Source organism: Jeotgalibacillus sp. R-1-5s-1 (genome assembly GCF_004405105.1).
Classification (GTDB): Bacteria; Bacillota; Bacilli; order Bacillales; family Jeotgalibacillaceae; genus Jeotgalibacillus.
On the sequence record NZ_SORW01000023.1, the window covers coordinates 51,309 to 66,160 of the forward strand.

General features: G+C 44.1%; 13 protein-coding genes. 7 read left to right on the forward strand and 6 right to left on the reverse strand.

All coding sequences use genetic code 11. The annotated features are described in order from the left end of the window. Nucleotides 1-71: 71 nt before the first annotated feature. On the forward strand, nucleotides 72-374 hold the full coding sequence (locus tag E2491_RS10005) for a hypothetical protein (RefSeq protein WP_134375505.1): 303 nt from the start codon (nucleotides 72-74) through the stop codon (nucleotides 372-374). 53 nt (nucleotides 375-427) lie between these two features. On the opposite strand, the gene E2491_RS10010 is transcribed toward E2491_RS10005, so the two are convergent. Then, the gene (locus E2491_RS10010) at nucleotides 428-856 is read right to left on the reverse strand and encodes a YwpF family protein (protein ID WP_166805843.1); all 429 of its coding nucleotides are present in this window, start codon (nucleotides 854-856) and stop codon (nucleotides 428-430) included. 241 nt (nucleotides 857-1,097) lie between these two features. Here E2491_RS10010 and E2491_RS10015 point away from each other — a divergent pair, with 241 nt between their 5' ends. Then, a complete protein-coding gene (locus tag E2491_RS10015) occupies nucleotides 1,098-1,517 on the forward strand; it encodes a single-stranded DNA-binding protein (protein ID WP_134375507.1) in 420 nt (139 codons plus the stop codon). Between the two features lie 158 nt (nucleotides 1,518-1,675). Here the strand turns inward: E2491_RS10015 and E2491_RS10020 are convergent, their stop codons facing one another. The 5 genes from E2491_RS10020 to E2491_RS10040 form a co-directional block, all read right to left on the reverse strand. Further along, entirely contained in the window at nucleotides 1,676-4,471 is a 2,796-nt protein-coding gene (locus E2491_RS10020; RefSeq protein ID WP_134375508.1) for a DEAD/DEAH box helicase, read from the reverse strand. Beyond that, nucleotides 4,458-5,993, reverse strand: coding sequence for an SWIM zinc finger family protein (locus E2491_RS10025; RefSeq protein WP_134375509.1), 1,536 nt, complete (start codon nucleotides 5,991-5,993; stop codon nucleotides 4,458-4,460). Before E2491_RS10025 ends, E2491_RS10020 begins: the two co-directional genes overlap by 14 nt. Nucleotides 5,994-6,605: 612 nt before the next feature. Continuing rightward, complete coding sequence (locus E2491_RS10030; protein WP_134375510.1) at nucleotides 6,606-7,883, reverse strand: efflux RND transporter periplasmic adaptor subunit; 1,278 nt, start codon at nucleotides 7,881-7,883, stop codon at nucleotides 6,606-6,608. A 13-nt stretch (nucleotides 7,884-7,896) separates the two neighbouring features. Beyond that, entirely contained in the window at nucleotides 7,897-8,562 is a 666-nt protein-coding gene (locus tag E2491_RS10035; protein WP_134375511.1) for a hypothetical protein, read from the reverse strand. A gap of 256 nt (nucleotides 8,563-8,818) precedes the next feature. Continuing rightward, entirely contained in the window at nucleotides 8,819-9,238 is a 420-nt protein-coding gene (locus E2491_RS10040; protein WP_134375512.1) for a helix-turn-helix domain-containing protein, read from the reverse strand. Nucleotides 9,239-9,416: 178 nt separating this feature from the next. Here E2491_RS10040 and E2491_RS17470 point away from each other — a divergent pair, with 178 nt between their 5' ends. From E2491_RS17470 to E2491_RS10055, 5 genes are all read left to right on the forward strand, one after another. Next, the gene (locus tag E2491_RS17470; protein WP_166805844.1) at nucleotides 9,417-9,569 is read left to right on the forward strand and encodes a hypothetical protein; all 153 of its coding nucleotides are present in this window, start codon (nucleotides 9,417-9,419) and stop codon (nucleotides 9,567-9,569) included. Between the two features lie 102 nt (nucleotides 9,570-9,671). Continuing rightward, the gene (locus tag E2491_RS10045) at nucleotides 9,672-10,085 is read left to right on the forward strand and encodes a hypothetical protein (RefSeq protein ID WP_134375513.1); all 414 of its coding nucleotides are present in this window, start codon (nucleotides 9,672-9,674) and stop codon (nucleotides 10,083-10,085) included. Nucleotides 10,086-10,166: 81 nt separating this feature from the next. Then, entirely contained in the window at nucleotides 10,167-10,298 is a 132-nt protein-coding gene (locus E2491_RS17730) for a YwzD family small protein (protein ID WP_256369352.1), read from the forward strand. A gap of 110 nt (nucleotides 10,299-10,408) precedes the next feature. Beyond that, a complete protein-coding gene (locus E2491_RS10050) occupies nucleotides 10,409-12,784 on the forward strand; it encodes a penicillin acylase family protein (protein ID WP_134375514.1) in 2,376 nt (791 codons plus the stop codon). Between the two features lie 734 nt (nucleotides 12,785-13,518). Further along, nucleotides 13,519-14,487 (forward strand): nuclease-related domain-containing protein, encoded by a 969-nt coding sequence (locus E2491_RS10055; RefSeq protein ID WP_134375515.1) that lies wholly within the window; start codon nucleotides 13,519-13,521, stop codon nucleotides 14,485-14,487. The last annotated feature ends 365 nt before the right edge of the window (nucleotides 14,488-14,852 follow it).

Sequence of the window (14,852 nt, forward strand, 5' to 3'; positions counted from 1 at the left end):
CACCCTCTCCGGGAAAACTAGCCAAAGACCGCATCATTAGGTCACAAAAAACAAAAGGAGAGGGAAGCGACATGAACAAAACACTAAAGCTCACAGCAGGCGCTATGATGGCAGCAGCACTTATGGTTGGATGTAATGTCAATGACGGCGTTCCAGATAACAACGAATCCATGATGGACAACAACCGCATGAATGACGTCCAAAACGACATGAACGACAACGCGGGCGAACGTGGCGACGGTTATAACAACATGGGCCGTGACAACAACGGAACAAACGGCAACAATGACATCATCGATAACAATAACAACAACCGTGAAGATATCATTGAAGATGATATCGATCGCGAAGACCGCGATAACCGGGACGAATAAGAGACAGGCTGCCGGATTGATCCGGCAGCCTGTTTGTATAAAATCAGAGTAATTTATTTTTTTACAATCCTTGGCCTTTCCCTCATCTGTTTTTTAAATTGTATTAGCAGCTCTTCCCCGCTCAGATTATCGTTTTCAAGAATAGAGGCCAAAAGCTTTTCAGCGTAATCATTTCTCTGATTCCGAATGTGCCCGATAAAAAGAACACTGATTCTTTCTCCTATGGGCCGTACATCATGAACATGAGCATAGAGAGATGCAGGATCATTTTTCTCACTTGAAATAACAGCCAGAACCTCAATGTTCTCCCGACTCTGTTGAATTCTCTGAAAATAGTCTATCTCCTTGTGATCAAGGAAAGCTTCCAAGATCCAAGTCTGGTGATCATCTTCCTTATTAATAATCAGGCCGTCGATCAGGTCGAATTGGCGAATTGAATCCCCTTCAACAATCTGAACCCGCTTGAGTTTAAACGTTTTCACAACTACGCCTCCTTCAACACTCCGTTGTCTCATTATAGCATAATCATTTTCTGAAACTTTGTTTGAAAATGTTGAAATTAGAAATTTCCCGGGGAATAATAGGATCATTTCAAAAGAAATCCCCAGCAAAAAGAACGGAAATTCTTCGTAGAAATACACAAAAAATCAATTTTTCCGTGTTTTACAACAATTTTCCCGCCCGGTATGCTTAGGTCATTCCTTAAGAGAAAGGAGGGAAGACATGATTAATCAGGTGACGATTGTCGGAAGACTGACCAGGGATCCGGAATTAAAGGAGATTGGATCAAACAAACACGTGTTGAATGTTACCGTTGCAGTAAATCGGCCTTTTAAGAATCAGGCTGGTGAAAATGAAGCCGATTTTATCCGCTGTATCATTTGGAATCGGGTGGCTCAGAACACGTCTGAGTATTGTGCAAAAGGATCGCTTGTCGGTATTACCGGTAGACTCCAGACGAGAGTGTTCAGTCGTGATGACGGATCAAAAAGCTACTTCACCGAAGTATTCGCAGACTCCGTTAGATTTCTGGACCGCAAAAAAGTATCCACGGACGCAGAATTTGAACCTTTTCCTGAACCGCCGCCGACCCCTGCAGAACAGAATGCTTCAACAGAAACCCATTTTGAAGTCATCCGTTAACGTCATTTGATTCTCCGTTTTAAGATGGTCACCGGACGGCCCCTTATGGCGAACCTTCCCCTCCCCATAAGCAGGCCGTCACGTTGACTACTCCGTAACACCAACTCCGTTTAACATAAAGTATAAAAAGACCGTCTGACAGTCAGACGGTCTTCCCATTATGACAGAACAAGAAGATCTTCAAGCTCCTGGTTAGATAGCTCAGTAATCCACTGGTCTCCCCGTATGATCTCCTCATTTAAAGACTGCTTCTTTTCAAGCATTTTATCAATTTTCTCCTCAACTGTGCCAGAGGAGATGAATTTATGAACGTGAACAAACTTTGTCTGACCAATCCGGTAAGCACGGTCAGTCGCCTGGTTTTCAACTGCGGGATTCCACCAGCGGTCATAGTGAATCACGTGGTTGGCAGCTGTCAATGTTAGACCCGTTCCGCCAGCTTTCAGAGACAGGATGAAAATAGGGAATTCACCTGACTGAAACTTTTCAACAAGCTGATCACGCTGGTGTTTAGGTGTCGAACCATTTAAAAATGGAACGGTTTGACCATATTTCCGTTGCAGTACCTGCTGAATCATTCTGCCCATTGATAAATACTGGGTGAAAATAATGGTGCCTTCACGAGCCTCCATAATCTGCTCAACGAGGTCCATCAGCTTACCCATCTTTTCAGAGCGTTCGATCAGCATGTCAGGAGACTCCTCCTGCAGATAAAGAGCAGGGTGATCACAGAGCTGCTTTAACCGGTTGAGCATTTGCAGCACAACACCTCTGCGTTCAATCCCCGTTAAAGTAGGAATCTTCTCAAGCGTATCCTTAACAAGCTGCTCATAAAGAGTTGCCTGTTCCGTTGTCAGCGGACAGAATTCCTTCTGTTCAATTTTAGAAGGAAGATTTAAGCCGACGGCAGGATCGATTTTCGTTCTCCTCAGTAAAAATGGTCTGATCCGCTTTTGCAGCTTTTTAGTCAGATCTTCAGAGCCGTCCCGCTCAATAGGGGCTATATAATCTTTTCTGAAATTTGACAGCGAGCCGAGGTAACGGTGATTAATAAAGTCAAAGATAGCCCATAGCTCAGACAGGCGGTTTTCCATTGGTGTTCCTGTCAAAGCAAGATGATGCTGACCACGAAGGCTCCGGATCGCTTTCGATTGTTTCGTAAACGGGTTTTTAATATTCTGCGCCTCATCCAGGGCAACCGCTGCCCATTGTAGGGAGGTCAGCTCTTCCTGATCAGAGTGGCAAAGACCAAATGAAGTCAGCACAACATCAGCCTCGCGGATGGAAGCCGGAAAATCTTCTCCTTTAGCGCGTGCAGGTCCGTAATGCAGGTGCACATGTAAATCAGGGGCAAAACGTTCAATTTCCTTTTGCCAGTTGCCGAGCACAGACGTTGGACAGACGATCAGAAAAGGATGTTCCGGTGCTTCAGTTTCCCTGACATGAAGCATGTAGCTGATCAGCTGAATCGTTTTCCCAAGACCCATATCATCTGCGAGACAGGCTCCGAACTGATTCGAGCGTAAAAAGCTCATCCAGCTGTAGCCCTGCTGCTGATACGGGCGAAGCTCTCCCTGCAGACCTGGAGGGGGATTAAGGAGTGGGATTTTTCCTACATCGTTCAGCTTCTCCATCATGGACTTCATCGAACGGTTCAGCTCAAATTGAATGCGGAGATGATCTGCATCATTCTCCTCATCTTCTTCATCAAGATGATCAACCAGGAGGTCCTGCATACTGATGCCATGTTTCTTTGCGGCATTCATTGCCTGCTGAATTCTGGCGATCATCGCTGGATCGAGTGCGACCCAATCTCCGTTGACCTGAATAAACCGTTTTTTCTCATCAACGAGTGCCTGAAATTCCTCATCGGTTAAATCACTGCCATTAATCGAAATTTTCCAGTCATAATCAACGAGTGCTTCAAGTCCCACAAAAGAAGGACGGTAACTGCGATCCCCTTTAACAGAAGCTTTAAGTGAAACAGATGATTTCTGAATCTGTTTCCACCAGGAAGGCAGAAGAATCTCCACGTCAAGTGCCAGAAGCTTTTCACTACCTTCAGTTAAAAACAGCCAGGCGCGTTCTTCAGCCATTTCCAACTGCCAGACATCGTCCTCTTTTAAATAAGGAATAAGTCGGATCCACCGTTCCAGCTCCTGTTCGATCATTGAAATCTGGTCCGTCCAGCGGGAAGGAACAGAGCGTTCAAGTGGCGCATACAGGTTGAGGTCATACGTCCAGTCAGCTCTCCTGCGGTCTCTGAGAAACGGCTGCATTGTCCAAAGCTCTTCTTCAGAGGAAGGCTCCTCCAGTCTGATCCCAAACCGGTAAGGAAGCTCAAGATCCTGTTGTTTGACCCACATCTGCCACTTTTCCTCATCAAAATAAGCGGCCAGATCCTCAGCCTCCAGAATATGTCCTTCATTGAACACACGCTCTGCAAGCCCGCTGCTTCTCGGATGATGATCAAAAAAGGAGATGATGGCATGACGGTACCAATGATTCAGAAATGTCTGCTGATCTCCGTCCGGTTTCTCAGATGCCCCGGACATATCTGACCACTCCGCCCAAAAGTCTTCACTCAGCGAAATATCAAACGATTGGCCACCAGATGTATGATTCCACTCAGACAGCCACTTTCCTTCTGTGATCCACTCAAATATAAGAGGAGCCGTATCGTATATAAACTGCGCCTGTTCAGACAGCGCCCATTTATAACGTCCATGAAATTCCGGCTGTGAAAACAATGTCAGCAAACTCCAGCTGTCCAGTGCGATACTTTGCGACGGCAGTTCTGTGACATCCGGCAGCACGGTTCCATGAAAGGACTCCTTATGCCATAAAAGCAGAGAGTTTTGCCATTGTTCAGGAGGAATCATTTCGCCGTCACCACTGACCATTCTGAGTGAAAAATATCCGTCACTGAGCGGATAAATATCAATGGTTTGCATCAATCAATTTCCCCCTTTCACATTCTTCACGGAATGCTCTCAGCCGCTTGTATTTTTTCATTAGACGGTCAAAATAAATATCAAAACGTGCCAGCTGTCCTGTTTCTTTATATATGTTCCGCAGCTTTTTTAAATATCTCACGGCTTTTTTATACGTATCGCGCTGTTTTCTGACAATCAGTACTTCAATCCATTGATGTAACAATGGCACAGCAAATTCAGGCTTTTGTTCAATCAGCTTTTTTAAGCCGGCCATCTCAAGCTCCTCAGGAGTAAAATCAATCCAGTGAACCAGCTCGACCCATTCCTTATATTTTCCGGCATCCAAGAGGAGAGAACCGAGGTGTCGGGCGCTGAACGGAAGCAGTTTTTCATACAGTCTGATCGTCACATCAGGAGAATGCATCCGCAACTTATCACCCTCGATTTTATAAATGAGCCACATGGCAAAAGAACGCCTGTCGGATAATTCCGGCAGTCTCTCAAGATACCCCTCAAGCTTCTCCTGAATTCCTTTCATCACTTCAATAGCCTGATTCTTCTGCTCATCCCAAAGAAGCCACTCCAGCCACTGTACTGCATGAGGTACTGCAGCATCCGGCGTTTCCCGGAATGAGGACAGGAACGAATCATGCTTCAGCAAAAGAGAAAATAAGGATTTTGCCAGCAATATTTCTTCAGACGTATTCATTTCCTTCAAACGATTCCACTCCTGCTCACGCTGTGCGGGCTTCGTGAAAAGCTGAAACCAGAGCATGCCGTAAACCGTAAAATGAAGCGGATTACGATGCTGCAAACATTGTGAGCTATCATTCCTCAGCTTTGCTAAAAATGGATCAAACGAAAATGGATGTGCGTAAACAGCCAGGTCATACATCGCATCTTTCATTTGATCAACAGGAATAGAGAGGGCATGCTCAATATCCTCTTGCGGCTTTTCTCCAAAAGCATCCGACAGCCTGCTGAACAGGTAGAAGGAAGTATAAAGCTTATATAAAGGTGCCCATTCTTTTTCAACAGGTACCTGATCAGTCAATTTACGCAGCGCAGCCAGCACATAATGCTCTGCAAGAAAAGGCTTGTCAAAAAGCACAGTGAACTCACCGGACGTCCAAACATTTTCAATCACCTTATCCCAGGATTCCGGTGTTTTTTCAATGCGAGCCAAATCATGCTTCTGATTGCGCCAGGTGGTGATCCACTGACTTACGCTCGCATTCTGCTGATAAAACTTAAAAAACACAGCCATGCGGTGGCGGCACCAGGATTCTTCAGGACAACTGCAGCTGCTGCCTTTAGCTGGGTCAAGCGAAATGCGCACGCTGACGCCATGAACATCACGGACCTTTGCCTTCAGCATCTGATTATTCACATCAAAACCCATATCATAAACCGTCCCCTGACGATATAAAAAGAGCCCTTTCTGAATCAGTCGCTCATCCTCCTGAACACCAGGAGAAAACCTTCGAAACAACTTCTGATCCAGCTGCTCCAATCCCTCAGCCAGCAAATCAGTCTGCATAATCAATCTCCACCTTTTCGAAAAAAAACGTATCTTTAATTATACCTTATATTTGGCTGAAAACAAAAGGGGAGGGGAGAATTGCTCAGATCAGGTGTGGATAGGAGAGAGTGGACGTGGCTGATTTTCACAAAAGTGACCAAGTTACCTCATAATGTGACCAAGCTTGCACCGAAAGTGACCAAGCTCCCACTCAAAGTGTCCAAACCGCCGCCACATGTGTCCAAGTCCCCCTTCAGTTACCCAACCCCTCCATATAAAAACCATCGGGGCTAATTTCACAAAAGTGACCAAGTTATCTCACAAAGTGACCAAGCTTGGCGTGAATGTGACCAAGCTTGCACCGAAAGTGACCAAGCTCGCACCCAAAGTGTCCAAACCGCCGCCACATGTGTCCAAGTCCCCCTTCAGTTACCCAACCCCTCCATATAAAACCATCGTGGCTAATTTCACAAAAGTGACCAAGTTACCTCATAATGTGACCAAGCTTGGCGTGAATGTGACCAAGCTTGCACCGAAAGTGACCAAGCTCGCACCCAAAGTGTCCAAGCACACACCAAATGTGACCAAACACCTCTCAAAAAAGCCCCCTGCATCAGCAGGAGACTTCGATTAGTTAGGAACCAGTCCTAACAAAAAATATTTCCAATTTGTCCGGGAATCCGTATACGTTAGATTATCCAGGTTCATTCGCTCAAAAGTCATTGGTGTAATATAAGGCTGATAAAAGCGTTGTGCCTGGTCAGGATCTGCAAGAATCCATTCACCTGCCGTAAGATCGCCTAATACCTGTTGCCGATCTCCGTCAAGAATACCGCGTTCAACAGGAGTCGCGTAAAGGAGTCCGTCCTGTGCGAGCACGTGAACATAAGAATCATTCAGGCTGGTTAGTGGAACAGTGATGCCTTCTGATGATTCTAAAATAATTTCATTGACCACATGCTGACCGGTAAACCAGCGCTCGTCTACATTTGGAAGAGAAATTTCAGCAGGGTAATAGCTTTTGTCGTTTAGTTCCGGTTCAGTTTCAGGCAGTCGTGGATTCGAGACGACACTGCCTTCTGTTTTTCCCGCTGTTACAGGTGAGGTAATACGGGCGTTCATACCTTCACTTACAAGCAATGCTTCATCATCGGTTAATTGTACACGGGATGCGAGTGAATCAGGATAAATGGTAATGAGCGGGCTACTGATATCTTCGGAAAGTCTTGCTACCTGACCTGTGTATTCGCTCTCGACTGTTACAACGGGACTGTCTTCAAGTCCATCAGCAAGGCGCTGATATTTTGCGCTTTCAGCTTCCAGACGGTTAATCAGTGCTTCCTGCTCACTAATTTTCTGATCAATAATGGCTCTGGTCTGATCAAGCGTTGCATCTGACACATCAATGCCCACTTCCAACTCAATCGTGATTAAAAGTTCTTCATCATTTAATCTGCTTGAAGGACGTGCTGTTGCTGATGATGAATTGCTCACTTCACGTAATTGACGCTCAATTGCTTCAAGGTCTGAAATGTAGGAATCAATAGATGAAGCCTCACGATCAAGCTGTTCAATTTCAGATTCGAAAATCAGCCGCTGTTCTTCGAGATCAGAAACCGTATATTCATATAACGGTGTTCCAGGGCTCACCCGATCTCCGGTATCTACCAGGAATCTAGTGAACATGCCCAGCTGTTCAGAAAAATAAACGCGCTGTTCCTCAGCTGGCTGCGTAACACCATTTTTAATGAGAAGATTTTCAACTGTTTCCGTCTTGCTCCGTTTTTGGTCATAAACGAGGGAGGTTCTGTCCACAAGTTCAGAATCTTCTTTAATTAAATATAGATTCATCCCGGCAAACAACACGATGAGGGTGATGATCGCTGTCCATTTATACCGTTTTTTCATGATGTCTGCCTCCTTAATTAAATAAATATCCATACCATGGCAGCCATTCCAGTGTTGCTGTTACTGCCCATAAAATTATATTTGCACCTAGAACAATCAATAATACTGCCCACCATTTCAGTGTTACAAGGGCACGAAGTGTAAGGAATTGCCAGTACATTACCCAGATTTTGAACAGGGAAATAGCACCTACAAAGTAAATCAGCCATTCCTGTTTAATTAAGAGTTGTCCAATCACACCCCATGAAAAAGGAGAGGAGTACCAATTAATACCCTGCCAGATCATAAGAATTAAATACGTAAACTGTTCAAGAACCAAAATTGCTGCGGGGAAAAAAGCAAGGACAAGTCCTTTTTTATATGAAAAATCATGTGCAAGCAGGCTGTAGAGCAGTGCCGGTAAAAAAATAAAAAGACCTGCAAATCCAAGGCCTAAGCAAAGTCTGCCAAGTAAAAAGTAAAAACGCTGTAAATCATATTCCAATCCGAAAAACAAAACGAAGTTTCCAGCCCAATCCTGCGTACCCATTCCAATCCATGCGCCAAATCCAAAAATAAACATTGAAAGAAGTAATAGTACTGTAATCTTCCGTTTTATATGTAATACAGATTCACTATTATGTAAGCTTTCAATCAATCGGACAGGGTCCTTTAACCCTTCCAGAAAGCGAAACGTCATGAAAAAACCTCCCAAAATGACATGCTTTCTCTATTGTAAAGAAAAATGCTGATCTTGTCACTGCTAGAAGTAATTTGAAATTAAATGTTGTAAAATGATGAATATTTGGTGAACTTGAATAAAAAGGAGTTTATATGATGAGGTTAATAGATGTGGAGAAAAACAGTTTACAGGATGATAAAAATAAAAAAAAACGACCGATGCACCTTTTCATAAATGAGAAGAAAAAACCCGCTTCAATCAGCGGGAGCAAAACTTAAAGTGGACTTTTTTTAAGAATCTGTAATACACGTACTAGCACATCTGCACGATTTTTCTGATGGTTTTTCGGGAGAGAAGCAAGCTCCCGCAGTTCCTCCATCAGTGAGGGATGTTCTCTGATCAGATTAACGAGCTGCTGATCTTCTGCTTTCAGCACTTTTTCCTGCAATTCCTTTTTCCCCTCTTTGATCAGACCGGAACTTGAAGGATCCTGAAATAGCATGGCAAGAAACATATCATCATCTATGTAATACTTTTCTTTAAACAGGCGCAGGAGTTCCAGCGGGATTTGCCGGCTGCCCCGCTCATAATTTGAAAGAGTGGACTGGTCAATATTTAATAAGCGTGCTGCCTGACTCTGTGTCATGTTGAGAACTTCTTCCCGGTAATATTTCAACTGCTGATAAATCGCCATTGTCTCCACCTGCTTTATTCGGAATACCTTCACAATAGCGATCAGAAAACGGAATGAGGAAATTAATGACGTAATGACATAAATAAATTAATGACAAAATAAAATATATTTAATAAAATAGTGAATTGTAAAATACAATAAATTAGTAATTTTCTGAACATAAGGGGAGGACTTGTCATTGAAAACAAATAAGGAATGGTTTGAGGAATTATGCAACGATTTTGAACAGGGGCTGGACAGATCTCTAAAGACTGAAGAATTGAACTTTCTTGAATGGATGACAACATCCTTAGCAGATTCGGAAAAGTTATACGATAAAATAGAAATATGACAAATTGACATAATGTCTAAAGATAAATAAATATTTATTATTTTTATGTCAAAAGATGCAGTAAAATGGAATTATATTGAATAATTCCATTGGAGGTTTTTCATGATTGTCTACAGGTCACAGTTTCAGGCATTACCGCAATACCTCGCTATTTTACATAAGGACTTCTGTGAGTACAGGGGTGAAAAGAATATAAAATGTCTCCCCCTTCACAACTTTTTCAGAATGCTTGATCACCGCTTTTTCAAAGAACACCAAATATCACTCGATGATTGTCAATCCTATCACTATCCCGATCGTCCCCACCTCATATACTACAAGATTAAACTGCAGGGAAAATCATCGCTCACCTTTTACTTTATGTGTGACCTGCGTAAAAAACTGCTAACGCTCTCCATGCCAAAACGGGCAGAAATCAGTCACCACTCAATCGGAAAGATTTTAGCCAATACGATCAGTGCTTCTGTGCAAAAGTCATCCAAACAGAAAATCCAGTACTTTGTTATCTGGATTTAAAAACAGTCCCATTATCATGTTTAATACTTGTCGAAAACAGGTATCTAATTGAGAAATAACAGATAATGGAGCGATCATCACATGGAAGCTAAGCAGCAGCTGACGAGCCAGCACTTATCAGATCTATTAAAAAAAGCACATAAAAAAGGCGAGCAGGAGAAAATCTCACCCGTTGAGATGGTTCAATGGCTTGCCAGTGAAATGAAGAAATAAAAAAGTGGCTGCCGGGATTCATTCCGGCAGTCATTTTTATTGTAAAGACCACATCCATAAAGGAATATGCAGAACGGCTGTCGAATTTTTCACGTAAAGGGGGAAGGGAAATGAGAGAAATTATACCCGAACCGAAAGTCCGCAAGCCGGGCTGGTGGAAAAAATGGGTGTTTGGCACAATTGGGGTACTAATCACTTTAGTCATCGGCACATTATTGTTTATAAACTGGTACATAGGAAAGTCACTGGCCGTAACAGAAGGAACAGTCGAACTCAGCGGACTGACTGACTCAGTGACCGTCACAAGAGATGAAGTCGGCGTTCCTCACATAGAGGCGCAAAATGATGCCGATCTGTATCGTGCACAGGGGTATGTGCAGGCACAGGACCGGATGTTTCAGATGGATCTTGCCAGAAGACAGGCAAGCGGTACACTCGCTGAAGTCATTGGAGAAGCCGCTATTGAAACAGACCAGTTTTTCCGAACCTTCAGTCTGAGAAATGCCGCTGAAATTTCTTATGCCGGCTACAATGATGAAGCCAAGCAGGTGCTTGCCTGGTATGCAGAAGGGGTCAACGCATATATCGAGCAGGCGAAGCAGGATGGAACGCTCCCTGTTGAATTCACACTTCTCGGATATGAGCCGGAGCCGTGGACAGAAACCGATTCACTCACGATTGGTAAATACATGGCATTCGACCTTGGCGGCAACTGGTCCTCACTCGCCTTCAGACACTGGGCACTGCAGGAAATGCCTGAAGAAAAAGCGCGTGAACTATTTATTACCTATCCTGAGGATGCACCAGCCATTATTGAAGCCAATAAACAAAATCCGGTTGAAGTGGCAGGCGCTTTTGACAACGCCGTCATTCCTCACCCGTTTAACGGAAGCAATAATTGGGTCGTATCAGGGGAACGTACAGAAAGCGGGGAACCACTTCTCGCAGACGATCCGCATTTAGGGCTTGGCACACCTGCAATCTGGTATCAGATGCATCTTACATCTCCGGAACAAAATGTAAGCGGTGTCATTTTTGCCGGAATTCCGGGCATTATACTCGGTCACAATGACGATATTGCCTGGGGTGTTACGAACGTAGGGCCTGACGTACAGGATCTATATATTGAAACACAGAACCCGCAAAACCCAAACCAGTTTCTATATCAAGGACAGTGGCTGCCGGCAACTGTCCGTCAGGAGCCGATCGAGGTAAAAGACGGTGAAACCGTTGATTTTGAAGTAGTCGTCACCCGTCACGGTCCGATTATTTCAAATGTCATGGACGGTTCGGATGAAAATACACCGCTATTTGCCATGCAGTGGACAGCTCTGGAACCAACATTAGAGCTGCAAGCCGTACTCAATATGAATAAGGCCTCTGACTGGAACGAGTTCGAAACCGCCTTAGAGGACTTTCATTCACCTGCACAAAATTTTGTGTTTGCCGGAAAAGACGGAACCATTGCCTATAAAGCAAACGGACGCATTCCAATCCGCGAAACAGGTGACGGTCAGCTGCCGGTTCCAGGCGATTCAGAAACATACCGCTGGACAGGCTACATTCCATTTGACGAACTGCCAACCGTCGTCAATCCGGAAAAAGGCTATATCGCAACAGCCAACAATGCCGTTGTAGATGAGAGCTATCCTTATCACATCACCGATTTCTGGGCTCAGCCATACCGCTATTTACGCATCGACGAATATTTAAGCGAAAACGATCAGGTCACAGCTGAAGACATGATCGCCCTGCAAATGGACCAGAAAAATCTGTATGCAGAAGAATTTCTCGATGACATGATCAGCGCAGTATCAGGCTTTGAGCAGGAGCTTAATATTTTGCGTGAATGGGACCGCTACGATCATGTTGACAGCGCAGGTCCGCTACTTTTTCATTTATGGATGAAGGAATTGCCTGCTGTGCTGTTCGAAGAAGATATTCCGGAAGACGTCTCCTCCTTATTCGCCGGACAAAACCACGTCACAGACGAAATGCTGCGCAAATCATTCAGCGGCGAAACAAGCGTCTGGATTGAGGAATACGGCGGAGTCGAAAAGTGGCTGACCGATTCACTTGAGCGGGTAACGGAGCGGCTGGAAGAAGAGTATGGTGAAAACCGCTCCGACTGGCGCTGGGGAGACTATCACCAGGTCATCTTTGATCACCCGCTCGCCGCAGCTTCGCCGATCCTTGAGCGCATCTTCACCCCGGAGCGCCCAATCGAAATGGGCGGCAGCCAAATCACCGTCCAGGCCGCATCCTATAACGAAGACGGCACCGTCACACACGGCGCCTCCTGGCGATTTGTCAAAGACATGGCTGATGAAACCGGCGCATACCATCTTGTTGGCCCAGGGCAATCGGGACATATCAAATCAAAATGGTACGATAACCAGCTCCAGGACTGGATAGATGGAAACTACCACTTTACTAAAATAGATGGTACAGCCGAAGGGGATGTGCTGGAGTTAATACCTTATTAGAAGGAGCAGGAGACCGTGGGTGGTTTCCTGTTTTTTGTTTTAAATCAGGGTTTTTTTTCATGAAAGTGACCAAGCAGGGCCGCTAAGTGACCAAACAGAGTGGGGAAGTGAACAAGCTCAGACCGAATGTGTCCAAGCTCCGAAGTGAAGTGTCCAAACCACGCGCGAATGTGACCAAACGCCGCACTACAGTCTGCTTTCTGCACAAGCGCAGCGTCCCGCCAAGCAGCTTTTAGGTAACCTAAGAGCATTAAGAGCCCCCGGCGTTCGCCGGGATTCTTCACGAAAGTGTCCAAGTTCGGACAAAAAGTGTCCAAACTGCATTGGAAAGTGACCAAGCTCAGACCGAATGTGTCCAAGCTCCGCAGTAAAGTGTCCAAGCCCCGCCCGAAAGTGACCAAACGCCGCACTACAGTCTGTTTTCTGCACAAGCGCAGCGTCCCGCTAAGCAGCTTTTAGGTAACCTAAGAGCATTAAGAGCCCCCGGCGTTCGCCGGGATTCTTCACGAAAGTGACCAAGTTCTGACGAAAAATGTCCAAACCGCATTGGAAAGTGACCAAGCTCAGGCCGAATGTGACCAAGCTCCGAAGGAAAGTGTCCAAACCACGTACGAATGTGACCATGTAACATTCAGTACTCACTTAAGTTAATTAGCAAATTAAAGAAGTAAATCCTAACATTAAATTTCTTTTCCTATCCTAATTGTGATATTCTTACAAAAAGGAGGTAGTTTATGAGTTACACTGTACGGGAAATGTCTCATGATCAGCTCACTCTTGAAAGGTTATTACTCAGACTCGATAAATCTCATTTTAGTTATCCATTTGCAGAAGAAGACCTGAACAAACTTAAAGCTGGTTTTAAAGGTGAATGTTATATAGACTCGCTAACGGATCCACTAAATTCTCCGAAATTCATCACAATTAAAAACCTCACGATTCCTTCTTATTTCGAAACCATTCAATTTGATCAAATCCATATTACATCTTCATTTATCTTAATTGTAGAATGCAAAAATGTCATAGGTAAAATAACATTGCAGCCTGACACTGGTTCAATGAAACGTGAGATGAATGGAGTGGAAAACTATTTCCGTGATCCGATTTGGCAGTTAAATAGACAAATAAATGGGCTGAAAAATATACTCCGCGAGAAGAAACTTGATATTCCTGTTTATGGATACATTGTTTTTACCACTACAAACAGCAGCATCCACACCGATGCAAGTCAAAGTCATCTTTATAAATCTGTAATAAAAAGTGAGCAACTTACCCATAAAATTAGAACACTTTATAAAGAGAACCCGAAACAGGTTCTTACCCCAAAACAAATATCCTCATTATTCAATCACTTAATCGAACCTTCAATCCTGCCAATTTTTAAAGATCCTCTCGCGAAATATAAACTCAATCTACCTGATTTGAAACACGGAATTTCATGCTTGCATTGTGAGGGAATTAATTTAACCAAAATGAATTATTTTTGGAAATGCACCGCGTGTTTTCATAGCACAAGAAGTCTTTCAAAAGAACAACTTGCAGACTATTTTATTCTAGTAAATCCTAAAGCAAAATTAAAAGATTTGCAGGAGTTCTATTTGATTAAGAATGCCAAATCACTTAAGAGAACATTGAATTCTTTAGGCGTCGAAAGTAATGGAAACACTAATTCAAAAGAATATATTAGCTGGATGCATAGATAAGTATAAAATTATTTGCTAACACCACAAAGAGCCCCCGGCTTTCGCCGGGATTCTTCACGAAAGTGTCCAAGTTCTGACGAAAAGTGTCCAAACTGCATTGGAAAGTGAACAAGCTCAGGCAGAATGTGACCAAGCTCCGCAGTAAAGTGTCCAAACCCCGCGCGAATGTGACCAAACGCCGCACTACAGTTCTGCTTTCTGCAAAAGCGCAGCGTCCCGCCAAGCAGCTTTTAGGTAACCTAAGAGCATTAAGAGCCCCCGGCTTTCGCCGGGATTTTTCACGAAAGTGTCCAAGTTCTGACGAAAAGTGTCCAAACTGCATTGGAAAGTGAACAAGCTCAGGCAGAATGTGACCAAGCTCCGCA